24 protein-coding genes are annotated in these 26511 nt (G+C 35.0%); 14 read left to right on the forward strand and 10 right to left on the reverse strand.

Going from position 1 to position 26511, the window contains the following annotated elements; translation table 11 throughout:
* Nucleotides 1–85 precede the first annotated feature (85 nt).
* The 7 genes from M2326_RS13570 to M2326_RS13600 all read right to left on the reverse strand — a co-directional run bounded on the left by M2326_RS13570 (nucleotide 86) and on the right by M2326_RS13600 (nucleotide 4229).
* A complete protein-coding gene (locus M2326_RS13570; RefSeq protein ID WP_264620093.1) occupies nucleotides 86–820 on the reverse strand; it encodes a hypothetical protein in 735 nt (244 codons plus the stop codon).
* A gap of 149 nt (nucleotides 821–969) precedes the next feature.
* Complete coding sequence (locus M2326_RS13575; protein ID WP_108740117.1) at nucleotides 970–1431, reverse strand: YHS domain-containing (seleno)protein; 462 nt, start codon at nucleotides 1429–1431, stop codon at nucleotides 970–972.
* A gap of 36 nt (nucleotides 1432–1467) precedes the next feature.
* Nucleotides 1468–1896, reverse strand: coding sequence for an OsmC family protein (locus M2326_RS13580; RefSeq protein ID WP_264620094.1), 429 nt, complete (start codon nucleotides 1894–1896; stop codon nucleotides 1468–1470).
* 4 nt (nucleotides 1897–1900) lie between these two features.
* The gene (gene trxA / locus M2326_RS13585) at nucleotides 1901–2221 is read right to left on the reverse strand and encodes a thioredoxin (protein ID WP_108740119.1); all 321 of its coding nucleotides are present in this window, start codon (nucleotides 2219–2221) and stop codon (nucleotides 1901–1903) included.
* Nucleotides 2222–2251: 30 nt separating this feature from the next.
* A complete protein-coding gene (locus M2326_RS13590) occupies nucleotides 2252–2785 on the reverse strand; it encodes a carboxymuconolactone decarboxylase family protein (RefSeq protein WP_264620095.1) in 534 nt (177 codons plus the stop codon).
* A gap of 28 nt (nucleotides 2786–2813) precedes the next feature.
* Nucleotides 2814–3095, reverse strand: a complete 282-nt coding sequence (locus M2326_RS13595) for a hypothetical protein (protein WP_264620096.1) — start codon at nucleotides 3093–3095, stop codon at nucleotides 2814–2816.
* A 690-nt stretch (nucleotides 3096–3785) separates the two neighbouring features.
* Nucleotides 3786–4229, reverse strand: a complete 444-nt coding sequence (locus tag M2326_RS13600; RefSeq protein WP_264620097.1) for a nucleoside deaminase — start codon at nucleotides 4227–4229, stop codon at nucleotides 3786–3788.
* A 61-nt stretch (nucleotides 4230–4290) separates the two neighbouring features.
* Between M2326_RS13600 and M2326_RS13605 the strand changes: the two genes are divergently transcribed.
* Nucleotides 4291–5136 (forward strand): energy transducer TonB, encoded by an 846-nt coding sequence (locus M2326_RS13605; protein WP_264620098.1) that lies wholly within the window; start codon nucleotides 4291–4293, stop codon nucleotides 5134–5136.
* Here M2326_RS13605 and M2326_RS13610 read toward each other — a convergent pair.
* Nucleotides 5128–6306: a Fic family protein gene (locus M2326_RS13610; protein ID WP_264620099.1), complete on the reverse strand. Its 1179-nt coding sequence runs from the start codon at nucleotides 6304–6306 to the stop codon at nucleotides 5128–5130. The two genes, M2326_RS13605 and M2326_RS13610, sit on opposite strands and share 9 nt — an antisense overlap.
* A 130-nt stretch (nucleotides 6307–6436) precedes the next feature.
* Here M2326_RS13610 and M2326_RS13615 point away from each other — a divergent pair, with 130 nt between their 5' ends.
* Nucleotides 6437–8224, forward strand: coding sequence for a 1-deoxy-D-xylulose-5-phosphate synthase (locus M2326_RS13615; RefSeq protein WP_264620100.1), 1788 nt, complete (start codon nucleotides 6437–6439; stop codon nucleotides 8222–8224).
* Nucleotides 8225–8255: 31 nt separating this feature from the next.
* Complete coding sequence (locus M2326_RS13620) at nucleotides 8256–9215, forward strand: DUF3078 domain-containing protein (RefSeq protein ID WP_264620101.1); 960 nt, start codon at nucleotides 8256–8258, stop codon at nucleotides 9213–9215.
* Between the two features lie 97 nt (nucleotides 9216–9312).
* Here the strand turns inward: M2326_RS13620 and M2326_RS13625 are convergent, their stop codons facing one another.
* On the reverse strand, nucleotides 9313–10659 hold the full coding sequence (locus M2326_RS13625; RefSeq protein ID WP_264620102.1) for a deoxyguanosinetriphosphate triphosphohydrolase: 1347 nt from the start codon (nucleotides 10657–10659) through the stop codon (nucleotides 9313–9315).
* 143 nt (nucleotides 10660–10802) lie between these two features.
* Here M2326_RS13625 and M2326_RS13630 point away from each other — a divergent pair, with 143 nt between their 5' ends.
* The 6 genes from M2326_RS13630 to M2326_RS13655 all read left to right on the forward strand — a co-directional run bounded on the left by M2326_RS13630 (nucleotide 10803) and on the right by M2326_RS13655 (nucleotide 18283).
* The gene (locus M2326_RS13630; protein WP_264620103.1) at nucleotides 10803–11630 is read left to right on the forward strand and encodes a helix-turn-helix domain-containing protein; all 828 of its coding nucleotides are present in this window, start codon (nucleotides 10803–10805) and stop codon (nucleotides 11628–11630) included.
* Nucleotides 11631–11879: 249 nt separating this feature from the next.
* Nucleotides 11880–13685, forward strand: a complete 1806-nt coding sequence (locus M2326_RS13635) for a glycoside hydrolase family 13 protein (protein WP_264620104.1) — start codon at nucleotides 11880–11882, stop codon at nucleotides 13683–13685.
* A gap of 126 nt (nucleotides 13686–13811) precedes the next feature.
* Entirely contained in the window at nucleotides 13812–14492 is a 681-nt protein-coding gene (locus M2326_RS13640; protein WP_264620105.1) for a glycerophosphodiester phosphodiesterase, read from the forward strand.
* A gap of 3 nt (nucleotides 14493–14495) precedes the next feature.
* Nucleotides 14496–15704 (forward strand): BaiN/RdsA family NAD(P)/FAD-dependent oxidoreductase, encoded by a 1209-nt coding sequence (locus M2326_RS13645; protein WP_264620106.1) that lies wholly within the window; start codon nucleotides 14496–14498, stop codon nucleotides 15702–15704.
* A gap of 71 nt (nucleotides 15705–15775) precedes the next feature.
* A complete protein-coding gene (locus M2326_RS13650; protein WP_264620107.1) occupies nucleotides 15776–17410 on the forward strand; it encodes a hypothetical protein in 1635 nt (544 codons plus the stop codon).
* Between the two features lie 132 nt (nucleotides 17411–17542).
* Nucleotides 17543–18283 (forward strand): hypothetical protein, encoded by a 741-nt coding sequence (locus M2326_RS13655; RefSeq protein WP_264620108.1) that lies wholly within the window; start codon nucleotides 17543–17545, stop codon nucleotides 18281–18283.
* 112 nt (nucleotides 18284–18395) lie between these two features.
* On the opposite strand, the gene M2326_RS13660 is transcribed toward M2326_RS13655, so the two are convergent.
* Nucleotides 18396–18872 carry a TspO/MBR family protein gene (locus M2326_RS13660; RefSeq protein ID WP_264620109.1) on the reverse strand — a complete coding sequence of 159 codons (477 nt, stop codon included), beginning with the start codon at nucleotides 18870–18872 and terminating at the stop codon, nucleotides 18396–18398.
* Between the two features lie 110 nt (nucleotides 18873–18982).
* Between M2326_RS13660 and M2326_RS13665 the strand changes: the two genes are divergently transcribed.
* The 5 genes from M2326_RS13665 to M2326_RS13685 all read left to right on the forward strand — a co-directional run bounded on the left by M2326_RS13665 (nucleotide 18983) and on the right by M2326_RS13685 (nucleotide 25863).
* Nucleotides 18983–20071 (forward strand): diphosphomevalonate decarboxylase, encoded by a 1089-nt coding sequence (locus M2326_RS13665; RefSeq protein WP_264620110.1) that lies wholly within the window; start codon nucleotides 18983–18985, stop codon nucleotides 20069–20071.
* A 581-nt stretch (nucleotides 20072–20652) separates the two neighbouring features.
* The gene (locus M2326_RS13670) at nucleotides 20653–21591 is read left to right on the forward strand and encodes a mevalonate kinase family protein (protein ID WP_264620111.1); all 939 of its coding nucleotides are present in this window, start codon (nucleotides 20653–20655) and stop codon (nucleotides 21589–21591) included.
* Between the two features lie 76 nt (nucleotides 21592–21667).
* On the forward strand, nucleotides 21668–22624 hold the full coding sequence (locus M2326_RS13675) for a geranylgeranylglycerol-phosphate geranylgeranyltransferase (protein WP_264620112.1): 957 nt from the start codon (nucleotides 21668–21670) through the stop codon (nucleotides 22622–22624).
* 123 nt (nucleotides 22625–22747) lie between these two features.
* Nucleotides 22748–23527, forward strand: a complete 780-nt coding sequence (gene fdhD, locus M2326_RS13680) for a formate dehydrogenase accessory sulfurtransferase FdhD (protein ID WP_264620113.1) — start codon at nucleotides 22748–22750, stop codon at nucleotides 23525–23527.
* Nucleotides 23528–23568: 41 nt separating this feature from the next.
* Nucleotides 23569–25863, forward strand: coding sequence for an FdhF/YdeP family oxidoreductase (locus M2326_RS13685; protein WP_264620114.1), 2295 nt, complete (start codon nucleotides 23569–23571; stop codon nucleotides 25861–25863).
* Nucleotides 25864–26511 lie beyond the last annotated feature (648 nt).

Raw genomic sequence — 26511 nt, forward strand, 5'->3', positions numbered from 1 at the left:
AAAAGCCCTGTATTTTACAAAGTCCATTGTTAAATGGGAATACTTCATAAAATACAGGACAGATTCATTTTAGAATAAAATACGACTAAAGAGACAAAAACGGATTTTGACCGTTATTTATTTCTTCAATACTTTGGCCTGTTTTAATATTTTTCAATGTCAAATTAATGAGTCCTTTGTGGGTAGAGGCAATTTTAAGCGAATTGTTATAGGTATTCCAATCTTCCCACGACGTTTCGATTCCGCCTACAGGGATGATGCTTACCCACATGCGCCAGGCTGTAGGGACAAAATTTGCATCGACCAACCAAACGTAAGAATCACCAGGAGTGCTACCGCCAGAGGCATAAGTAACCATCAATGCTTTTTGATTGTCTTGGAGCACAATGCTTCGTGTGGTACCGGGATCTCTTAACTTGAAAGGCGCAATAAGCCAAAAAGAATCATTGTTGAAATAATCATTTGCTTTACTAATAAGTTCCGTTTTTTCTTCTCCTATTATTTCGATATCATTTTCAAATGCAATTCCTTCAAGGGTTGTGGTGTTAAAGACGGCTTTTTTGTCATTCCATTCCACTTGTACCAAATGCTGTTTTTTGTCCCAAAGGTATTTATGATCTCCCGCAAATTCAAAAGTCACGGCAGCGGTGCTGTCCCAAGCTTTTTGATTGATGGCAGTTTGTATTTTATCAGTAAAAAGTTCTGCTTCTTGACCAGTAACTCCTTTTGGTAATGGTTTCGAAATAAAGTAGCCATAACCAACAGAACAAAAGACAACAACCAATAGGACTAAGCCCAGTATCTTACCAATTTTTTTCATTACATTTAGTTTTACCATATTCAAATACTGTACAAATTTAAGTAAATATGAGCAGTAATCACTAGTTATTTTATACAAGAATGGGTTTTGCTTTTTATGGCAAAACCCTTTCAGAATCAAATTAAATTAGTAAGCAATCGTGGTATTTATTATTGAATTTTAGACCATTTAGTATCAATAGTTTTCAAATAAGTAGCTTCGTCTTTGTTCCAGATATCCAAAGTGTTTACTTGGCTTCCGTTAAAATCGCCGTTGAAAAACAAATATAGTTTGTTGTCTACTACTTTGAAAGTTTCTGGATTCATTGAAAATTTAGAATCTTTTGCAGCTACACCCCAAGCACAGTATCCAGCACAAGCAGGTAAGTATTTTTCAGGATTTGCTTTGAACGCTTTAGCATTTGCTTTCGAAACAAAACGGTATTCTGTTGCTCCAATTTTTTCTACAATCGCTTTGTTTCCTTTTACGGCTTTGTTCACAGTGTGATATGCTACAACATCGTAGCCACCAAGTGCCAATCCGTCTTTGTCGATTGGATCAATTTGAGCCAATGCTGCGTTTGAGAATAAGGAGATGAATGCTACTACTAATGCGATTTTTAAATTTTTCATGATATTTTTTTATAGGTTTATTTTTAAATTGTATAATTATGCTGTAACAGCTAACTCATTTGTTGCTTGAATGGGTTGAATGTCCCAATTCCCTTCGATCATGCGGTGTACATAACAAGCATCGGCTTGCTTAATTAATTCTGCTTTTTGTTCTTCACTTAGGTCACCTTCAATTTTGATCTTTCCGGTCACGGTTGTAGACAAAGAGCCATCGGTTCCGCGTTTAACATTCAGTTCAAATTCACCATCCACATCATCGATGGTCCAATTGTTTTTGCGGGCAATGTAACGTACGGTTGCTACTTTGCACATTGCTAAGCTTGACAAAATCAGATCTTCTGGAGAGAAACCAAGATCAGTTCCTTTGCTTGTCAAAGGTTCGTCACCAGTGATCGAATGTCTTCCGTTTGTGATAAAAGATTGGTACCCTGTTGGTAAATTCTTGATGTTTATTTTCTTGCCCATTTTCTTAGTTTTTAATAATGTTGTTTAAATGACTCGCTAGAACCGATTTGCTGTGCAATCCGTTTTGTGTTCCTACAATTTCACCATTTTTAAAGTAAAATAAGGCTGGAATACTACGTACTTTAAATTGTGCTGCTAACTCAGGATTGGTATCTACATTGATTTTTGAAATCACTGCCTTGCCTTCAAAATCATTTGAAAGTTCCTCTAGGGCTGGGTGCAAAGCCTTACAAGGCCCGCACCAGTCTGCAAAAAAGTCAACAAGTACGACTTGATTTTCAGTAATAGTTTTTTCGAAATTGGTTTTATCTAAATGTTGTATCATCTTTTCTTAATTTTAAAATTGAAGTATAAATTACAGTTTTGGTGCTATTGGAAAATCAATTGCAAAGCCAGCAAGGTTATGGATGTAGTTGCTAATTACTTTGTCACCCACTACGATTACTACATCGATCATGTTTTCTTCTGTGTAACCTGCGTCAAAAAACGCTGTTTTTACATCTGCAGTTGCTTTCCCTCTGTTTTCAACCACTGATGCTGTAAATTTTACCAAGGCATCAAGCTTTGTATCAAAGTTTGCCGATCCTTTACGTAGTTCAAGCACTTGCTCATCTGTAAAATCATTCATTTTACCTAGCACTGTGTGTGCCGATTGGCAATATTCACAACCATTGATTTGGCTCGTGATCAAGTTGACTACTTCTCTCTCTTTAGCTTTCAGGCTACTTTTTCTGTTTTGCAAAGTCAGATAATCTCCCAATGCCGTTTCGCTTTTGGCGTAGTAAGCGTATAAATTAGGAACAAACCCTAATCCTTTTTGTAGGTTGTCAAAAATTGCTTGATTGTTTGCAGATACTTCTTCTCTTGTTGGTACGTTAAATGTTGACATAATGTTTTATTTTTTATTGAATTAATAATTATATAAATAGATTGTTTTCGTCGCAGTAATAATCAGAAAGTCCCATTGTGTCACAAAAATGAGCTTGATCTACAGCAATTAATTGCGGTTGTACTTCAGTTGGATTAGCCGTAAAAAATGTTTTTATACTTACTATAATGTGATGGATTGTTTTCATATTATTTGTTGTTTCTAATTGTTGGTACAAAGGTGCGACGAAAGTAGACCTAGAAGTTAGGTCATATTTCCCGACGAGTTGCCCATTCTTCCTTTTGAGGTGTTTTTGTGAAGTTTTTGCCATTATTTGGGCGTGCCCCTTCGTAAAAACTCCGGGTCAGGCTATCACTCCAATCTTTTTTGGGGCAGAAAAAGCCCCAAAAAAGGATTTCCGTTCTATCCTTCACGCAAAACCCGTTAAGGATAAATATGTGTAGTAAAAGAGAAAGTAGAAAGGAAATAAAAGAGCATCTGCGTAAATCTTTTGAAATCTGCGTGCCAGCTGATGAATAGTTTTGCGTGCTATATTTGCAATAGTTTACGTGAGCAACTTTACAGAGACGCTTTCAGCGAGACAAACTAGGTAGAATGGTTTGAGCTAAAAGAAGATGGTTTTGTGTTCAATATTTGCCACATTATTGTGCGCATCTTTACAGAGACGCTTTCAGCGAGACAAACTAGGTAGAATTGTTTGAGGAGAAAGAAGATGGTTTTGTGTAGAATATTTGCCAAATCATTAAGAGCAACTTAAAAGAGACGATTTCATCAATCAAGACAAACTAGATGGATTGGTTTGAGGTAAAAGAAGATGGTTTTGTATTCAATATTTGCCGCATCATTGTACGCATCTTTACAGAGATGCTTTCAGCGAGACAAACTAGGTCGAGTACTTTGAGGTAAAAGATGCTATTTTTATTTTTAATAATAAGGAAGAGTAAAAAATCCGTTTTTATCTGCGACTTCGCGATAGCGAATCCGTTTCATCCGCGTCCTATCATTTTCGTCTGTCAGCAAAAAACCTTTTCATTAAGTCGGCAGCTTGGTCGGCAAGAACGCCTCGAACAACAGTAGTTTTAGGATGTAATTGTCCGCCCATTTTTTCAAAACCACGGTGCGCATCACATGCCCCAAAGACAATTTTCGAAATCTGACTCCAATACAAAGCACCTGCGCACATTTGGCAAGGCTCGAGTGTTACATATAAGGTGCAATCTTTAAGATATTTTCCGCCCAAGAAGTTGGCAGCAGCAGTAATGGCTTGCATTTCGGCATGAGCTGTAACGTCATGTAGTAATTCGGTAAGGTTGTGCGAACGGGCAATAATGCGGTTGTCTACAACAATGATAGCGCCTACAGGAATTTCACCCTTTTCAAAAGCGGCTTCGGCTTCTTGCAAAGCACGTTTCATAAAGTATTCGTCAGTGAAAGGGTTTATCATCTTGCAAAAGTAGGGTTTTGAAGTTATTTTTGTTACTTTTAATATTCTAAACGATTTTTAAATGGCGACAAAGTATAAGATTTCCATTCCCGAACCTTGCCTCGAGGATTGGAATAAAATGACTCCAAATAAAAATGGTCGCTTTTGCGAAAGCTGTTCCAAAAATGTTGTTGATTTTACTAATATGGAATCAGATAAAATTCAAGCCTATTTTCTAGAGCATAGCAACGTTTGCGGAAGATTTAAAAGTTCTCAATTGAATTCCTTGACTATTCAAATCCCTAATCGAGTTTTATATTCGCAAAAACATTTTCAAAAAGCATTTTTGTTGGCTTTGTTTATTGCAATGGGAACTACTTTATTTAGTTGTGCCGATAAAAATGGAAACAAACTAAAGATTGATAAAATTGAAGTTGTTCAAGATACAATTGTAAAAGAAGAACATATGACCGTTGGAGAAATGATACCTTCAAAATCCAATTCGACAAACTCTGTTCTTGCGCCACCCCCGCCTCCAAAAGGGAATCAGGTGAAATTTGTAAAACCTAAAAAAAATAATTATGAAAATGCAATAAAACAAGATACTATTGTTGAAGATGAAATTTATAACGGAGGTATCGGATTTGAAATTGCTCCAGAATATAATGGAGGAATTCAGAAATTTTACTCTTTTTTTAGAAACGAATTTAAAATTCCTGAAAACATTACAAAAGAAAATAAAATTATTTTCTCCTTTACAGTAGAAATGGACGGCTCATTAACCTATGCTCAGCCAAAATCAACGATTGACCAAGCAGTACAAAATGAAATTATTAGAGTTTTAAAATTGTCCCCAAAATGGAAACCAGGTGAACAAAATGGCAAAAAAACAAGGACACAATATACTATGCCAATTTCATTACTTTAAAAAACTGCTATTAAAATAATTAAAATCCAAATCATAACTCCTATTTCGACCTTCTCCTTTTGGAATCAAAATTCCGTTTTCCGCTAAATCTTGTAAATCTCTGGTTGCAGTAGCTCTGGAGGTTTTGGTAATCGATATGTATTTCAGAGCCGTCATGCCGCCTTTAAAACCAGAAATTCCATTTTCGAACATTTTCAAAACGGCTTTCGTTTGTCTTTCGTTCATTTGGTTTTTAAAAGTATCCATAAACTTGGTTTTACTTAGAGTGAATAAAACCATTTGCTTGGCGCTTTGTTGTGATTCCAAAATTAAATTTGAAAAATATAAAATCCAATCTGTAATGATGAGAGTTTGTTGTGCTTCTTTTAGAGACTGATAATATTGTTTTTTATTTTGCTCAATAGTACTCGAAAGACTCATTAAAACAGGCCTATTGAGTGATTCCGAAAGACATTTATCGGCAATCGCTCTTCCTATTCTACCATTTCCATCTTCAAACGGATGAATGCTCTCAAAATACAAATGTGAAATAGCAGTTTTGATTAATGCTTTTTTAATATCCGTCGCTGTTACTTTAAAATCATTGTACCATTCGATAAAAACGCACATCTCTTCAGGGATTCGATTGGATGGAGGTGCTTCATAATGAATAATTTCTTTTCCAAAACTACCTGAAACGATTTGCATTGGTGCTCCCCCTTTTCGATAATCGCCTGGATTAACATGTTTGGAATATTCCATGAGAATAGCATGCCATTGCTTTATGGTAGATTCAGTCAGCTTTTCAGAATACGATTGACGAACGGTTACCATCAACTTTCCAACACCTTGAGCATTTTTGTCTCGAATGTGCTCAAAAACATCTCCATGACCTAGATTCTTCTTTATAGAAGACATTACATCCTGACGACTGAAAAATTCTCCTTCGATTTCAGATGTTTTAATAGCTTCTGAAATCATAAATTGCAAAACGGTTTCTTGCTGAATTTCTGTTGATAATGAATCAACAAGCCCTTTTAATTCTCCTGTTTCTAAAGCAAAAGCAATGCATAACGAGTCTAAAACCGAATCGTCAAAGGTGAAATCAGGCCAGTTTGGTAGTTGCCAATTGTAGCGCATGAGGTGTTTAATCAAATTAATTGCCTCAAATGTAGTTATTTTTTGAGGCAATTAATGATTTTAATCGCCTCAACTTTTACATACCAATTGTTTTAGTTGATTATTTAGAGTTGGAATTCAATTCTACTTTCAAAAACAAAATTAGATTTAAAACCGTAAATTTGCTTTTTTGATCTCCATAATGAAAAGCAATTTACTAGAACATATTCACAATCCAACCGATTTGCGTCTTTTGACCGAATCACAATTGCCGCAATTGGCGCAAGAACTTCGTGATTTTATTATTGGTGTCGTTGCTGTAAAAGAGGGGCATTTGGGAGCCAGTTTGGGCGTGGTGGAGTTGACTGTGGCTTTGCACTATGTTTTTAATACCCCCGAAGATTTATTGATTTGGGATGTAGGGCACCAAGCCTACGGCCATAAAATCTTGACCGAAAGAAGAGAATTATTCGATACTAACAGGCAATTGGGCGGCATTTCTGGTTTTCCAAAAAGAAGTGAAAGTATTTATGATGCCTTTGGTGTGGGACATTCTTCTACATCTATTTCGGCAGCTTTGGGAATGGCTATTGCTTCCAACCTCAAAGGCGAATTCGATAAACAACACATCGCAGTAATTGGAGATGCGTCTATCGCATCCGGAATGGCGTTTGAAGGTCTGAATCACGCAGGAGTTACCGATGCCAATTTATTAGTAATTCTAAACGACAACGCCATCGGAATTGACCCTAGCGTAGGAGCCTTAAAAAATTATTTGACTGCTGTAAAAACAGGAAAAAATCACCGCCAGAATAACATGATCAAATCGTTGAATTTTGATTATTCGGGACCCATTGATGGGAACGATATTTTTGCTGTCGTAAACGAACTAAAGCGTTTGCAAAAAATTAAAGGGCCAAAATTTCTACATATAATTACAACCAAAGGTAAAGGGCTTAAACAAGCCGAAGAAGACCAAGTAAAATACCATGCTCCAGGAAAGTTTAATGCTTTGTCAGGTGAGATATATTCAAAATCTGAAGAAAATTTACCGCCAAAATACCAAGATGTATTCGGGTTGACAATTTTGGATTTAGCCAGAAAAAATAAAAAAATTATCGGTATTACTCCCGCAATGCCCTCAGGAAGTTCCTTGAAATTTATGATGGAAGCTTTGCCAGAGCGTGCGTTTGATGTTGGTATTGCCGAGCAACATGCGGTTACATTGGCTGCAGGTATGGCGACCCAAGGCATGATTGTGTACTGCAATATCTATTCTACTTTTTTACAGCGAGCGTATGATCAAGTCATTCACGATGTAGCTTTGCAAAATTTACCCGTGATTTTTTGCTTAGACAGAGCAGGTTTGGTAGGTGAAGATGGAGCAACACATCACGGCGTTTTTGATTTGGCATATTTGCGTTGCATTCCAAATATGGTAATCTATTCGCCTTTGAATGAAATTGATTTGCAGAATATTTTATATACTGCTCAATTAGGAATTAATTTTCCAATTGCAATTCGGTATCCACGAGGTCGTGGAGTAACTCAGAATTGGAAAAAAGATTATTTTGGAAAGTATAAAAAAATAGAATTAGGAAAATCAAACTGTTTGCAGAAAGGTAGCACTATAGCTATTTTGTCAAATGGAGTTATCGGAAAAAATGTTACAACAGCTTTGAATAATTTGGGTGAGCCAATCGATATAGCGCATTATGACTTTCCGTTTGTTAAACCTTTGGACGAAAAAACCTTGCATGAAATTTTTAAAACCTTCAAGAAAATTATAACTATCGAGGATGGCACAGTAATTGGTGGGTTTGGGGCAGCTATTTTGGATTTTGGTTCTCAAAATAACTATGCAATTCCCGTTGAAAAACTAGGGGTTCCAGATGTATTTGTAGAACATGGGACAGTTGATCAACTACAACAAATTTGTAAAATAGACGTTAGCAGTTTGAGAAGCCTTTTTTTGGCATCAATAAAATAAGCAGCATATAAAAGAAAGTAAAAAACTCATAATGAAACAAATTTTTCTCATTCTATTGTTTTTAATTGTAAGTACAACCGTTTTTTCTCAAAAAATAATTACCACTTTAGTACCGCCTCTAGTACTTAATGATAGCATTTCTCATTGGGAAAAAAAGAATAAAATAGGGTTTTCTATTTCAGAAATTTTATTCGTGAACTGGAATGCAGGTGGGGTTAGCTCAATTTCGGGTTTGATGAATATGCAGTTCAATCGAAATTATAGTAACGAAAATACGCGTTGGGCCAATGAATTAATTATGCGATATGGTTTGAACAAGCAAGATGGTACTGAACTTCGTAAAACAGATGATGCATTTCAGTTTAGTTCAACTTTTGGATATCGTAAAAACGAAAAATCAAATTGGTATCATAGTGCCAAGTTTAATTTTAATACACAGTTTACTGATGGTTATAATTATCCAAACAAAGATATTGCAGTTTCTTCACCGTTTGCTCCAGCTTATTCTTTTCTCGGTGTTGGAGCTGAATATGCTTCTGATAAAAAAGATCGTTTGTTTTATTTCTCTCCCTTTACATCCAAAATTACGATTGTCGGTAATCAGCGCCTTGCAGATGGTGGTTCATTTGGTGTGGCCAAAGCAATTTATGATGCAGATGGTAATTTAATCAAGCATGGAAAGAAGGTTAAGTCGGAGTTAGGTACATTGATTACAGCCTTTTATAAAAAACAAATAGCTAAAAATATTAATTTGGAGAATCGTTTGAGTCTCTATTCTGACTATATCAATAAATATGGAAATGTAGATGTTTATTATGATTTAGCAATTGATTTAATTGTAAATCAATATGTTCGAACTAATATTGGTGTTCATTTGGTATATGATGATGATATCAAGGCTAAAGAAGAAGTTAATGGTGAGCAAATCACCGTAGGACCAAAAATGCAATTGAAACAAGTGTTAGGTGTTGGTATGACGTATACTTTTTGATCGTCCTAGAGATTGACTGAATTGGGACAAATAAAAAGATTCTACATAAAGCGGGACAACTCGTGATTTAAAACGAAATTGTCCTGCTCCTTAAAATCTAAACTCCTTTTTTACCGTTGATCGTGTTGAATAATTCAAGCGCATTCCCATCTGTCAATAACGAGATGTAGTGGCAAATGTGTAATAATCGCTCGTATAAATTGTCCTTGTTCAAATGATGTTTTTCGGGTAATAATTTCATGATCAGCGCATCATAATTGGAGGCGGTACCATTGTGGTTATTGTCAAAGGCGGTTATAAATTTGTCCAAAAGTGTTTGGATGATTTGGTATCCAACAATTTCTTTTTCGATTACCTCCCTACTTTGATAAATTTTGTCAATACTCAAATTAATGATGTCTTGCATTTGCGCTTTGTACTTGCTTTTTTCCATTATCGAAAATGGAAATTCTCCTGCCAAAATAGCATCTTCATTGGCAATGAAAACCGTTACCGCATCGTTAATCAAACTACCAATGGCCAAGGCACGCAAATAACTTATGCGATCTTCTTTAGTCTCTAGCGTTTTATATTTTGAACTGTCGATACTGTCTTTTACCAATTTGATGAGGTATTCTAGCGCAAAATCTTCAGATACCAGTCCGAGATTGATTCCGTCTTCAAAGTCAATAATTGTATAGCATATATCATCGGCAGCTTCGACTAAATAAGCGAGAGGATGTCTTTCAAAACCTATATCATCACCAGATTTATTAGGTACCAATCCCAAATCTGCTGCTACTTCTTGAAAAAAGTCCTTATCTGTTTGAAAGAAACCATATTTTTTATCAGCAATATTTTTTGTTGGCTTCTTCGGCAAGCTCTCCTTTGGGTATTTGGTAAAAGCACCAAGAGTAGCATATGAGATTCGGAGACCACCCTCAATACCGGGACGACTACCTGTAAGTACTGTAAAACCATTAGCATTTCCTTCAAAATCAATTAAATCTTGCCATTGTTTGGAGCTCAGTTGCTCTTTGTATTTTTGACCTTTTCCAATGGAGAAATACTCGCCAATGGCTTTCTCTCCAGAATGACCAAAAGGGGGATTTCCAATATCATGTGCCAAAGAAGCCGCCGCAACAATAGCACCAAAATCATTCATGTGAAAACCATGTACTTCTTTTAAATGCGGATGTTTCTCGATTATTTTTTTTCCTACCAATCGTCCTAAAGAGCGCCCCACAACAGAAACCTCCAAACTATGTGTCAGTCTTGTGTGTACAAAGTCAGTTTTAGACAGCGGAATAACTTGTGTTTTGTCTTGTAAACTTCTGAAGGCGGCCGAAAAGATAATGCGGTCATAATCGACCTCAAAGCCTAGTCTCGTGTCGTCTTGTTCAATGCGTAGTCGTTTGCCTTTGTCTCCCTGACGTCTCAATGATAAAAGTTGTTCCCAGTTCATGGTTTTGTTTTGTAAAATTTGGATTGGTTTCAAAGATACTTAAAAGCCCGTAATCCCAATAATTTTGTAAGGAATTCTAAAAACCTACGACTATATGATAGATTTGAACTACATTGTATCACTTAATTTATATCTAAAACAAAATGCTATACACCGGCCAGCTTAATGAATTTGTACGATTAGCCGAAATTGATGCTTCTAATTGCGATTTGCTCAAAGAAAAAGTGAGCGAAAGTCTGAGCGTTATTTGGTGCCAAGAAGATATGCAGGTCAATGTTGATGGTGGCGAATATGTTTTTCCTGAAAACACGGTTCTATTTCTAACGGAGTACCACAAAGTCACTATTGTATCAGTTACTAAGGCACGATTGGTACGCTTCAATCGTGCGTTTTATTGCATTTCGGATCATGATAACGAGGTAGGGTGTAAAGGGATTCTGTTTTTTGGAGCTTCACAATTTCCTAAAATAACGATTCCAGATAATGAAGTTGAAAAATTTGAAGTCTTGTGGAAAATGTTTTCTATCGAAATGGAATCCAAAGACAATCTCCAAAATGATATGCTTCAAATGATGCTCAAAAGATTGCTTATTCTGAGTACCCGAATTTATAAAGAGCAAACAGAACTGACTACTTTCGATAACAATCAATTGGATATCGTACGTGAATATAATTATTTGGTCGAAAGCCATTTCAAAACCAAACACCAAGTTGCCGATTATGCAGAGATGTTGAATAAAAGTCCCAAGACACTTTCGAACCTCTTTAAAAAGTACAATGAAAAATCGCCCTTGCAAATTATTCAAGCCCGATTAGTTCTTGAGGCACGTAGGTTGTTGCGTTATTCTGACTTGAGTATCAAAGAAATTGCTTATGAAGTCGGTTATGAAGATATTCAAGCCTTCAGTAAATTTTTCAAAAAGTCTGAAGGGGTTTCTCCATCAGATTTTAAAAAATCTTTGGTATCCTAAAAAGTAATTGTTCTAGGCATGCCGCTTCGTGACCCAGATAGCTATTGGGTGATGAGTCAGCCTTTCTATTTTTTTTGCAAAAAAAAAGATACTGCTCGTATACTTCACGCATTTGAATAGCGAATTGGTAACAGTTACAAAAACAACAAGAGATGTTTTCTTCTTAGTAAGAAAAATAATATTTAGCAGTACAACTTCTTTTTTTATATTGTATTTTTGATTTCTTAACCAAAAACTGCAATCCTAACCATGAATTCAAAATACCAATCACCCTTAGAAAGAATTGAGCCACCTTTTTGGTATGCAGACATGCATAATAAAGAATTGCAAATTATGTTTTATGGCGAAAATATTGGTAAAAATTTTGTTGAAACGGTCGAAAAAGGAATTATCATCACAGTAACTAAAACCGAGAATCCCAATTTTTTATTTGTTACGATCAATGTTAAATGGAAACATGCCAAAGAAATTGTTTTTATATTTAAACAAAATAATAAAACCGTATTCACTCAAAAATATAACATCAGACAAAGGAGAGAACTATCCTCAGAGCGAAAAGGCTTTGACTCTTCGGATGTGATTTATTTGATCATGCCAGATCGTTTTGCCAATGGAAATGGTGAAAATACCAATGATAAAAATACTACCGAAAAATACAACAGAGAACTACCAGGAGGTCGTCATGGAGGTGACCTCAATGGCATCACGAAGCATCTCGATTATATAAAATCTACTGGAGCAACTGCCATATGGAACACACCCGTATGTGAGGATAATGAAGCAGAGTTTTCCTATCACACTTACGCACAATCAGATGTGTACAGAGTGGATCCGCGGTTTGGAACCAATGAAGATTATGTGCGCCTGTCTGCAGAGTTGCACAAACGGGATATGAAATTAATTCATGACTATGTAACCAATCATTGGGGATTGCAACACTGGATGGTGCAAGACCCGCCTACATTAGATTGGATTAATACCTTTGAAATCTATACCGAGACCAACCACAAACGTACCACTGTAATTGATGTCAATGCCGCCAAGATTGACCGTCAACAGTGTATTGAAGGTTGGTTTGTACCTACAATGCCAGATTTGAATATGGGAAGTCCTTTGGTGTTGAAATATCTTACTCAAAATGCTATTTGGTGGATTGAATACGTCAATTTGGATGGGTTACGAATTGATACCTTCAATTATGCCGAACCTTTGCAAATGGTCAAATGGACCAATGCAATCATGGCAGAATATCCCAATTTTAATATGGTGGGCGAAATTACACAGCGTAATCATGGTATTTTGGCTTATTGGCAAAAAGATAGTAAAACAGGCGAAATTCATGATTTTAATTCCAATTTACCATCTGTCATGGATTTCTCCCTTTGCGACGCCTTGCAATTAGTTTTTAACGAAGATGATGGGTGTTGGGATAGAGGAATGACTCGAGTATATGATTCTTTGACGTTTGATTTCTTGTATCCTAATGTGAATAATTTAATGATTTTTGCCGAAAATCATGATTCCAAAAGGCTTAATTATTGTTACAATCACGACTTGCAAAAATACAAATTGGCAATGGTGACACTGGCCACTGTACGCGGAATTCCGCAGGTATATTACGGCTCAGAAATCGGAATGGGAGGAGATCAATATATTGGTGATGCAGATATTCGTCAAGATTTTCCTGGTGGTTGGGAAGGCGATATAAATAATGCATTCGATCCAGAAAGTCGTACTGATATACAAAATGAATATTTCAATTTTACTTCCAAATTATTTCATTGGCGCCAAACCAAAGCTGTGATTCATTTCGGGAAAACTACTCATTATATTCCTCAAGATAATATTTATGTCTATTTTCGATACAATGAAACGGAAGCCATTATGGTAGTTATCAATAATAATACAGAAACCAGAACAGTACCAACAATCCGTTTCAAAGAAAATCTAGAAAATTATATAACTGGTTTTTGTGTTTTTTCAGCACAATCACTAGAATTGAAAAATGATTTGGCAGTAGAAGGTAAATCGTTTTTGATATTGGAGTTGAGTTAATTTAATTAAGCATTGTTGTTTTTTCAAATCAATATTTTGGAATCATATTGTATCTCTGTGAAATAGCTTTTGTTTTTGAATTATACCTCAGTATAGTTTCCTTACCTTTGTTCCAAAACTAGCCTCATGTTAAAAATTGGTCACCGAGGAGCTCGAGGATACGAACCCGAAAACACAATATTGAGTTTCCAAAAAGCCCTCGATTTGGGGGTAAATGGCATCGAATTGGATGTGCATTTGTCTTCCGATGGAATTTTGGTAGTAATTCACGATGAGACTGTTGATAGAACTACCAACGGGAAAGGGTGGGTTGCAAAGATGACCTTACAACAATTGCAGCAGTTTCGAATAGAAAAAGAACAATATATTCCACGTTTAGATGAAGTTTTAGAGGTAATTAATCGAAAATGTTTTGTCAATATCGAACTTAAAGGCAGAGGAACTGCAAAGCCAGTAGTCGATATGATTCAACACTACATCACCATTAATAAATGGAATTATACTGATTTTATCGTGTCGAGTTTCGAATGGGAGATGCTTTTGGAGATAACAATTTTAGATTCAAAAATTCCCATTGCAGTTTTGACCGAGACTACAATTGAGGAAGCATTAGCTTTCGCTAAAAAAATAAAAGCAAAGGCTATCAATCCAGGTTTTCAATTAGTAGAAGTTGGTACTACAAAACATTTACAACAGCAAGGTTTTCTGGTTTTTCCATGGACTGTAAATACAGTGAATGACCTACAAGCATTACAAAATTACGGTGTGGACGGAATTATTTCTGATTTTCCAGATCGAATACAATAACATATGAATCAAAATTTTGATATTATAATAGTCGGCGGTGGTGCAGCTGGATTTTTTACTGCTATTAATATTGCAGAGAAAAATAAGAAATTAAAAATTGCTATTTTAGAACGTGGAAAAGAAGTCTTATCCAAAGTTCGCGTATCTGGGGGTGGACGCTGCAATGTAACACATGCTTGTTTCGAACCCAATGAATTAGTGAAATTTTATCCTCGTGGTGAAAAGGAATTGCGTGGTCCATTTCATCAGTTTTGTTCTGGTGATACCATCGAATGGTTCGAAAAACATGGTGTAGCACTTAAAATTGAAGAGGATGGGCGTATGTTTCCAGTATCCAATTCGTCTCAAACGATCATTGATTGCTTCTTACAAGCGACTCAAAAATTAGGAATTTCGGTATTGACAGGGCAAAGCGTACAATCAATTTATAATAAAGAAGGATTGTGGCAGATAGAAAGCCAAAACGAAAAATACTTGACCGAAAAACTCATTTTGGCAACAGGTAGTAATCCTAAAGTTTGGGAAATGCTGCAAAATTTCGGTCATGCTATCGTAGAGCCCGTACCTTCACTATTTACATTTAATATCAAAGATTCTCGTATCAAAGAGTTACCAGGCGTTTCGGCGCTTGCCACGGTGACAGTAAAAGATACGAAATTGGTTTCTACTGGGCCGCTGTTAATCACACATTGGGGTATGAGCGGACCTGCAATCTTAAAACTTTCGGCTTGGGGTGCGCGCATATTACACGATAAAAATTATCAGTTTACGGTTTATGTCAATTGGCTCAACGACTTAGATACTCAAGATGTAGAAAAAGTATTAAAAACGCTTAAACAAGAACACGCTAAAAAAATGGTGTCCAAAAAATCACCTTTTGAACTCACTAATCGATTGTGGGAAAGCTTAGTACTTGCTTCGGGAATACAGTCTGAAACTAAATGGGCTGATTTGTCTAAACTACAAATGCAAGAATTGGGACAACAACTTACCAAAGGAACATTTCAAGTCAATGGAAAAAGTACGTTTAAAGAAGAGTTTGTAACTGCGGGCGGAATCAACCTTAAAGAAATCAACTTCAAGACTATGGAAAGCAAATTACATGTTAACCTATATTTTGCTGGTGAAATTGTAAATATTGACGCCATTACGGGTGGTTTTAACTTCCAAAATGCTTGGACGAGTGGCTTTATTTTGGCGAATGCTATTTAAATGTTTTTTTATATATATTTGCACAAACTCAGATTTTACTTTAAGACTGAGGTAATGATAAAACTTAGCATATGAAAAAAACACTACTCTTAGTTGTCATCCTAATTTCCCTTTTCAGCTGTGTATCAGATCATCTTGAAGGAACAAAATTAATTTTTTCAGAAGAGACTATTGTATTTAATGGTTCTGAAACAAAATCTCTCTTTATCTCAACAAACCCAAAATCTGATTGTGATTATCAAATTACCTCAATGCCTAGCTGGGTTCAGGCCGATCATAAATCAGGAAATATAAATACTTCAAATGGTTTCAGTGAAGTAATTTTATCATCTGATGTAACAAATTTACAACCCGGAAAATATGAAGGAAAATTAGAATTCACAACGACGTTAGGGAATAAAACAATCCTTTTACAGGCGATTGTTGGAGATAATATATCATATAGTATTCCCAAAACGCTCAGTTTTTCTATTAATAATAGTGAAGTGAAATTTAGTATAAAAAATAATGGTAATATTCCGTTGTTGTATAGCTTTGATAATCGAGATGTAATAGCGATTCTGTCGTCAAACGCAGGTACTATTGAAGTGGGTGGTCAGAAAGAAATAGTCGTTACTCTTAATAGGGGTGTTTTGCCTAATGGATCGACTAATTTTAATTTAAACTTGAAAATTAATAACAATGAAGAAGCAATAGCTGTTGATGTCAATAATTTTAAAGAACTAAAATCTATTTTGATAGGTGATGTAATGGATGCTGAATATTCTAAAGTCAAAGATCAATTGGTTTTTGTTTCTGCAAATCCTTCTAAATTATCAATTTATAATCCTATTACATTAAATATGGAAACGATTCCATTGGTCTACACGCCAACGTGCGTATCGTTATCACAAGATGGAGAAACTGCAGTTGTTGGTCATGACGGCCATATTACTTATGTCAATTTAAAAACAAAAGCAATCATAAAAACATACAGTTCATCATGTTTTGCTATTGATATTGTATTAGGAAATAATAAATGGGCTTACGTATTTCCTAAGGAAAATCAATGGACCAATATTAGATGTATTAATATGAATTTATCAAATGATAATGAAGCACTCAGCACCGGAGGGTCAATTTATGCAGGAACGAAAGGGAGATTGCATTCCTCTGGTAAGTATATTTACGGTGCAGATAATGGAGTAAGTCCTTCGGATATTGAGAAATATGATATTCAAAATGGAGTAGCAAACATGCTTTATGATTCTCCTTACCATGGTGATTATCCAATGTCAGGTAATTTATGGTTTACAGAAGATGGTGTTAGAATTTTTACAAGAGGTAAAACAGTATTGAGAACTTCGGACGTAAGATCCTCAGACATGGTGTATAATGGTAGTATAGCTGCTGATTCAAATATAGAATGGCTTGATCATTCTGCTGCTAAGGAGAATTTATTTGTTATTATTAATTTAGGTAGTGCTTGGTTACCAGTAAAATCACCTTATATTTATAACTATAATGCTACAAATTTAAATCTTAAAAATAAAATAGAATTAGAAAAGTATCAAGTGCCAAATAATTTTGGTGGTTTTAATTATTTTGATGCAGAACCATATTTTGTTTTTAGTAATTCCACAGGAAATGCGATTTATATAATGACAAAAGCTAGGGGGGCGGGCTTAGTAAATGAATGGGCTATTCAAAAGATTGCTGTTAATTAGTATAAATAAGTATTTCTTATAAATTTTAAGCATAATTTACTTCATAATATAATTAACTAAAAATTACATTTTTAATTAATTATATTATGAAGTAATTGAGTATTTTGTATTCATTTTAAGTTGTTAATAATTATGAAAATAAAAACAGTTGTTATTCTTATTATTTGCATTCCTTCTTTAGGTTATTCTCAAATACATAATTTACTTAGAGGTAAAGTAATGTTTCAAAATTTCGTTTTAGAAAATGTAGATGTCATCAATAAGACAACTTTTACCAATACTAAAACAAACGAAAAAGGAGAGTTTGTCTTGCCTGTTAGTGTAAATGATAGTATTCTTTTTTATAGCAAAGATTTTATATTGAAAGGTATCAAGCTGAGTTCAGAGGATATTGAAAAAAATAATATGGTGATCCTAATTGATAAAAAACCTGAAGAGTTGAAGGAAGTTATCATTCATCAAATTAATGTAGATTGGAAATTTGATAAAAAATGGGAAGAGTCCAAGAGAGATGAAGTAACCTTGTATCGAAATGAAAATAAAATAAAAAACCCTGGAGTTAACGACGGAAGTATTGATAAGCCACTTGATTTAATCAAAGTTGGTAAGTTGCTTTTTGGTGGTTTGTTTAAACATAAAAAAGAAGGGGGTGTTGAGGTAAATTTTAAAACAACAGCCGTATATCGTTTTGATCAAAAGTTTTATACCGAAACATTAAAATTAAAAAAAGAAGAAATCGGTCCATTTCTTGATTTCTGTGATTTTGATCCCGAATCAAAAATAATGTTATCCAATAATTCGAACCAACTTATATTTATGGAATATCTTTATAAAAAAAATAAGGAATTCAAAAAACTTCATGGGCAGGAATAATTTTTTAGTGAATTCTATTTTGTACTATTATTTCACTTTCAGTAAGTAGCTCATACTTTTAAGTAGTTGTAAAATTCATTAGTAAAATGTTATCTTTTTTATTTGATGATTATTACTTATTCAACCACCAAATACTTCCATTCAATACTGTTGCAAAACTAACCCAAGCTAAATATGGCAAGAACAAATAGCCTGAAATTTTATTGATTTTGGAAAATTGTAGATAAGTCTCATAAATGAATAGCCAAAGGATAATAATTTCTAATCCAGCCAACAACGGATTTTGGAGTCCAAAAAATAAATACGACCAAAGTGCATTTAAACCCAACTGAATAGCAAAGACAGTCAAAGCTTTTTTGACAATTTCTTGCTCATATTCAATACGATCCCAAACCAAACCTGCTGCAATTCCCATCATAATGTATAACATGCTCCAAACAGGTGCGAAAATCCAGTTTGGTGGGTTGAAAATTGGTTTTGTCAAAGTAGGATACCAGGTTGTGATCGCGCTGCGGGTTACTGTTCCAGAAAGATAGCCAATAGCCAAACAGGTAACTACGATGCAAAGGATTTTACTTATTTTATTCATGAGATAGTATTTTCGAAAGCCAAATTTAATCAAATTTATGCAAGTAATAAATCAAATTGACATAATACGGATGGCACAAAAAAAGTATCTTTGCTTAAAAATTGACTTTCATGTTTTTAGATACTGATTTTATCCCATCGAAATATTCTCAAACTATTGAAAATGGAAATTTTCAATGGACAGCACCCAGTAATATTGCCTTAGTGAAATATTGGGGTAAAAAGGAAAATCAAATTCCAGCTAATCCATCTGTAAGTTTTACTTTGAACAATTGTAAAACGATTACCAAACTAGCTTTCGTTAAAAAAGTAAGTTTGTCTGATGAATCTTTTTCATTTGATTTGCTTTTTGATGGTAATCCAAAAGAAGATTTCAAGCCGAAAATCAATAATTTTTTTGATCGAATAGCAATTTATTTACCATTTTTGAAAGACTATCATTTTACCATTGATACCGAAAACACCTTTCCGCATAGCTCCGGAATTGCTTCTTCAGCCTCAGGTATGGCAGCTTTGGCAATGAATTTAATGAGTTTGGAGAGAGCCTTAGATCCTGAAATGTCCGATGATTATTTTTATCAAAAAGCCTCTTTCTTGGCGCGTTTGGGTTCGGGTAGTGCTTGTCGAAGCGTAAAAGGACAAGTAGTAGTGTGGGGAAATCAAACTAATGTCAAAGGGAGTTCAGATTTATATGGTGTAGAGTATCCGTATGCAATTCACGACGTTTTCAAAGGTTTTCAAGATACTATTCTTTTAGTAGACAAAGGAGAAAAACAAGTTTCGAGTACACTTGGGCATGATTTAATGCACAACCATCCGTATGCCGAAAGACGTTTTGCGCAAGCACATGAAAATTTAAATAAATTAATTTCAATTTTCCAAAATGGAGATTTAGATGAATTTATAAAAGTAGTTGAAAGCGAAGCCTTGACTTTACATGCTATGATGATGACCTCAATGCCGTATTTTATTTTAATGAAGCCAAATACATTAGAGATCATCAATGCGATTTGGAAATTTAGAGAAAACACAAAAACACCAGTTTGTTTCACCCTAGATGCAGGAGCAAATGTGCATGTTCTGTATCCAGTAAATGAGAAAGAGAGAGTATTGCAATTTATTAAAGACGAATTAGTTGGCTATTGTCAAAATGGTCAGTACCTTTGTGATCAAATTGGAAATGGCGCGCTCCAAGTCTAATTTTTCATATCTTTACAGATTGATTTTTTAGTTATGGATATTCAATTAGAAAAGTTAGAGAAAATTAGGCAGTTGTTGTAGGTCAATGACGAAACAATTATTGCATCAATTAAAAAAGTTTTCACACGAGAACCTAAAAATTGGTGGGATGATTTGAGTGAATTGCAGAAAGAAGAGATTCAGTTATCATTGCTAGAGGCGGAGAAAGGGAGGTATTCTGATTTTGATGAATTTATAACTCCTTATCTCGGTAAATGAGAAAGGCTGTGATAACTGATAGGACTAAAAGAGATATTGCTGAGGCTTTGGCTTATTTAGAAGAGAATTGGAATAAAAAAGTACAAGTCAGGTTTGCAACCAAATTGTATGAAAATATAAAAAGGATTACGTGAAATCCAGATTTGTTTCCAATTTCGTTTCATAATAAAAAGTTCGGAAATGTGTGATGTTAAAAAAAAGTAGCTTTTTCTTTGCTTTTTCAAAATAAAAGGTAATCATTTGGGCTCTTTTCGATACCAGATAAGACCTAAATAAGATTAATAAAATAATTACCAAGCCCAAATTGCTAATTTAAAAAATATATGAAAGGACCTTTATTTTACTCAAAAATATTACTCTTTGGAGAATACGGAATTATTCGTGACTCAAAAGGGCTTTCGATACCTTATAATTTTTACAATGGAGCTTTGAAGAGAGACGAAAATGCATCTCTAGAAGCTATTGCGTCCAATCAAAGTTTACAGCGTTTTGCTACTTATCTAGAAAATTTACAGATTGAGCAACCAGAATTGGTTATTTTTGATTTGAATGCTTTGAAAAGTGATGTTGATACAGGTATGTATTTTGATTCTAGTATTCCACAAGGTTATGGAGTTGGTAGCAGTGGTGCTCTTGTAGCAGCGATTTACGATAAATATGCGCAAGATAAAATCACAGTTTTAGAAAACTTAACTCGTGAAAAATTATTGCAATTGAAGAATATATTCTCCCAAATGGAAAGCTTTTTCCACGGTAAGAGTTCAGGACTTGATCCTTTGAATAGTTATTTGAGTATTCCGATTTTAATTAATTCCAAAGATAATATAGAAGCAACTGGGATTCCAAATCAAAGTTTTGACGGGAAAGGAGCGGTATTTTTATTGGATTCCGGGATTGTGGGAGAGACAGCTCCAATGGTGAATATTTTTATGGAAAACTTGAAAGACAAAGGGTTTCGTGCCATGTTAAAGAACCAATTTGTAAAACATACTGATGCTTGCGTAGAGAATTTTCTTGGCGGCGATATGAAGTCTTTATTTGCTAATACCAAGAAATTATCAAAAGTTGTTTTGAATCATTTTAAACCAATGATTCCAGAACAATTTCACTTGCTCTGGCAACACGGAATAGATACCAACGATTATTACTTGAAATTGTGTGGTTCTGGTGGAGGTGGTTATATTTTGGGTTTTACCGAAGATTTAGAACGCGCCAAAGCTTCTTTAAAAGATTATAAATTAGAAGTCGTTTATCAATTTTAAGATTAGTTTTTAAATAAAATTAATATACTTCTATTCTGTATTTATTGCATACGAACAAATTGGACTATTAAAAAAAATGCTCAGTAGAAAACAAAGGCTATTATTGAAAAAAATCCTGAGTCTGTTCTCTGTAGTAAGAGGGTACAATATTCCGGTAATCATTTTGGCGCAGTATTTATCGGCAATTTTTATTTTAGCACCAGAGAAAAGGGCATTAGATATTTTGTTTGATGGCGATTTATTTCTTTTAGTTTTTGCTTCTGCAATTACCATCGCTTCGGGTTATATTATTAATAATTTTTATGATAGCCAAAAAGATTTAATCAACCGACCAAACAAATCGATGTTGGATCGTTTGGTTAGTCAAGCTACAAAATTGAAAGTATATTTTGGATTAAATTTTCTAGCAGCTGCCATGGCATTGTTGGTGTCTTGGAAAGTTTTTCTTTTCTTTTCAACTTATATTTTTATGATTTGGTTTTATTCTCATAAAATAAAAAAGTATGCAGTAGTTGGTAATCTTACGGCTACCTTTATGGCTGTAATTCCTTTTTTTGCCATCACCTTGCATTATTATTATAATTTAAGTTTCGAAGAAATTATTAGCTATAGATCTCATTTTGCGGTGATTTTTGCACATGCTGCTTTTTTATCTTTATTACTCTTAATTAGAGAGATGATAAAAGATTTAGAAAATATCAAAGGGGATTTAGCTAATGATTACCGTACTATTCCAATTCGTTTTGGAGTTGCTGTATCAAAAAAAATCATTACTATGTTGGTTGTTTTGACCATTTTCCCTGTGTACCTCTTAGTTGCTATTTATGAGGTCGGGTATATGGATATTTATTTTTATATAGCATTGATCATCTTAATCTTCTTTTTGATGTATTTGTGGAAAGCTACGTCCAAAGAACAATATCTGGTACTGCACAACATCCTGAAGTTTCTTATTGTTTCGGGAGTATTTTGTATCGTGTTAATAGATCCTTCGGTTTTGTACAATGGTAAAAGGTGGATTCTAGCAAGTTAATATATTTTCAAAACGCCATTCGAGTAGCCTGTAAAACTTAACATAATCCGTTATTGATTTAACGGTATAAGTAAATGCATTCTTTGTCTTTTTCTGTATTTTTACAATATGATAAGGAATGAAATGCAAACAGTGACTTATGAGGGTATTAAAAAAAATGCTGAAACTAGGGAGTTAGTAAATGATTTTTTGGTGGTCGAAGCTCCTCTGGAAATTAGTATTAACCAAAGTCCGTTTACAGTTGTAATGAGAACGCCTGGAAATGATTTTGACCTCATTCGAGGATTACTTTATGTTGAAGATATTTACAGAAATACGGGTGAACTTCTGATGAAAATCATTTCTGAAACGCCAAATGGCTTCACTAAAATTGAAGTGACTATTCCAGAAGATCAAATAGGAATTGGTTATCTCAATAAAAGATCTTTATTATCGGTTTCTTCGTGTGGCATTTGCGGTAAACAGCAGCTAGAAGATTTTGATAGCCCAAAAACCAAACTAGCAAAACAGCCTTCACTCAATTTAAACAAACTACCCGAAATGTTTGCCTTGATGACGGCCAATCAAAAAACTTTTAGTTTAACAGGAGGGTCTCATGCAGCTACTATTTTTGATGCTAAGTATCAAATGATAGTACTCAAGGAAGATATTGGTCGGCATAATGCGGTCGATAAATGTGTGGGAGCATTGATTCAATCACAACAATTAAAAAAAGGCATATTTTTACTAGTAAGCGGGAGGGTTTCTTATGAAATTATAACTAAGGCTTTCTTTGCAAAAATAGGGACAATTGTAGCCGTTTCAGCCTGTTCTTCTCTGGCGGTTGATTATGCTAAGGAATTCGGAATCTGTTTAATTGGGTTCTCTAGAGATAACAAAGCAACCATTTATTCAAACCCATAGGGATCACCAAGATTTGATTGAATATAAAAAATACTATCATTATGATAAAGAAAACAATAGCGCAACCACCAGAAAAACTAACAGGAATTGAAGAAATTGAAGTTCCACATTCTGCCGTAGGATTTAAAGCGATTAAATCTGCTTTGACATATATTAAGGATGAGGTTGGAATTATAAAAGGTATAGGTTTACTGGCAAAACTAAATCAAAAAGATGGTTTTGATTGTCCAGGATGTGCTTGGCCAGATCCAGATGAAAAACGTTCTTTCTTGGCAGAGTATTGCGAGAACGGTGCCAAAGCAGTAGCTGAAGAAGCAACCAAAAACCGAGTTTCTCCAGGGTTTTTTGCTTTGCATAGCATCAATGAATTAGGGCAATTATCCGATTATGAGCTAGGGAAGAAAGGTCGTATCACACATCCTATGTACTTGCGTGAGGGTGCAACTCATTACGAAGCAATTCCTTGGGAGGATGCGTTCCAATTAATAGGTAAAACATTGAACGGTTTGGACTCCCCAGATGAGGCCATTTTTTATACTTCGGGACGTACTAGTAATGAAGCGGCGTATTTGTACCAATTATTTGTCCGTCAATTTGGGACCAATAATTTGCCTGATTGCTCCAATATGTGCCATGAATCAAGTGGTTCTGCATTGGGTGAGACTTTGGGAATAGGGAAGGGTTCTGTGACGCTAGATGATTTTAAACATGCCGATTTGGTTATTGTCATGGGGCAAAACCCAGGGACCAATCATCCTAGAATGTTAACAGCTTTAGGTGAAACAAAACATCATGGTGGGAAAATCATGAGTGTAAATCCATTACCAGAAGTGGGTCTGAAAAATTTCATCGAACCACAAAATCCATTAAAGTGGTTGGGAAGTGGTACAGATTTATCCGATTTGTTTTTGCAGGTAAAGATTAACGGAGACGTTGCACTCTTGAAAGCAATATTGTTGTTGCTTCTCCAAAAAGAAAAAGCCAATCCTGGGACCGTATTCGATCAAGAATTCATAGCTAAACAAACACAAGGATACGACGTCTTTATAGCCGACTTAGAAAAGTATAAGGTAACAGAACTGGTAGCGCAAACAGGACTAACATACGAAGAAGTAATTGAAGCTGCTGAAATGATTGCCGATAATAAAAAAATTATAGTCTGTTGGGCAATGGGTTTGACACAACATAAAAATGGAGTAGATAACATTCGCGAAGTGGTGAATTTATTATTACTCAAAGGAAGCATCGGAAAAAAAGGTGCAGGAACTTGTCCTGTACGTGGTCATTCCAATGTACAAGGTGATCGTACGATGGGGATTTGGGAAAAAGCACCAGAATCATTTTTAGCTGCTTTAGATAATTATTTTGATTTTAATGCGCCTCGCAAACAGGGTCATGATGTAATTGAATCAATCGAGGCAATGCACAAAAAAAAGGCACATTTCTTTCTCGGAATGGGTGGAAATTTTATATCTGCCACACCCGATACGGAAGTCACTGCTCAAGCATTACGAAATTGCGATTTAACGGTTCATATTTCGACCAAAATTAATCGTTCCCATTTGATTCACGGCAAAGAAGCGCTAATTTTACCCTGCTTGGGTCGCACCGAAATTGATGCTCAGGCTAGTGGCGACCAGTTTGTAACTGTCGAAAACTCCATGGGGGTGATTTCCAAATCAGTGGGGATTCTAGAGCCATTGTCAGAATTCTTAAAAAGTGAAACGGCTATTGTTGCAGGAATAGCAAAAGCTACCGTAAAAAATTCTATGGTAAATTGGGAAGCAATGGCAGGAAATTATGATTTGATTCGAGAGGCAATCGAAGCCACCATTCCAGGATTTACTCAATTTAATAAACGCGTTCGCATACCTGGTGGATTTTATTTGCCAAACAATGCGCGTGAAAATGATTTTAGCAGTACCAATACCGGAAAAGCCAATTTCACAATTAACGAACCTTCAGATATTATACTAGAAAAAGGGCAGTATATAATGATGACCATACGTACGCACGACCAGTACAACACAACTATTTATGGGCTAAACGACCGTTATCGTGGTATTCTAAACGAGCGTCGAGTCGTATTTATGAATCAACAAGATATAGATGAAGCTGGGTTAAAGAAAGATGATTTAGTCAATTTAGTAAGTCACTTTGAGGGGCAAGAGCGCTTAGCCGAAAAATTTATCGTCATTCCTTATAGTATCCCGAGGTATTGCACGGCGACCTATTTTCCAGAGACAAACGTTCTCGTACCCCTACATAGCAAAGCCCGAATAAGCAATACACCAACATCCAAGACTGTTATCATCACCATACATAAAAGGAAGTAGAGGATTATCATGCGCCAATTCTAGCTATTCCTTTTAGTCCTCTTTCAAAACGCTTTTTCTACAAGGTCACAGCAGGAGCTTCCTTTGATCGCTCTGCTGCTTCCATAAAAAATAGCGTTTTATCTTTCGGGGCTACCGCTACTATCTGGGGCAGACAGTTTGGGTATATCATCGTTTTGGTACCTGTTGTTTTAAAGATTGTCATTGTGTGTCTTAATCCAGTAAAAGCAGTCGGTCGTTTTATTGTTTTTTAGTTAAGTATTTAGCTATGTGTAAGTTAAATAAGTATTTGTTCAGTAGCCTTGTTCATCGCTATTCCTAAAGAGTGTTTTGTAAGTTCTCAGTTTATGAAGAAATCCCTAAAGTTAAAGTACGAAGATGACTGTGAAAAAGATATTTTGTGCGAATATCTATTATTTCCTTGTGTTGACTAGGTATGGAATTACTGTTTATAGGAATTGGGTAACTTGCTTCTATGCTTAATTTTCATTCCTGTGTATGCGAGATAATGGTAGAAATTAGTAAGAATGTCAATAGTAGTTTGTGTTTCATCTTTATTGGTCCCAAAAATAGTTAAAACTATGTACTTTAGTGCATTTCGCTTTTAGCTTCTAAAAATGTACTTTTGAGATATGGATTTTCAAAGAG

The sequence above is a fragment of the Flavobacterium psychraerolatum genome (assembly GCF_025960985.1).
GTDB lineage: Bacteria > Bacteroidota > Bacteroidia > Flavobacteriales > Flavobacteriaceae > Flavobacterium.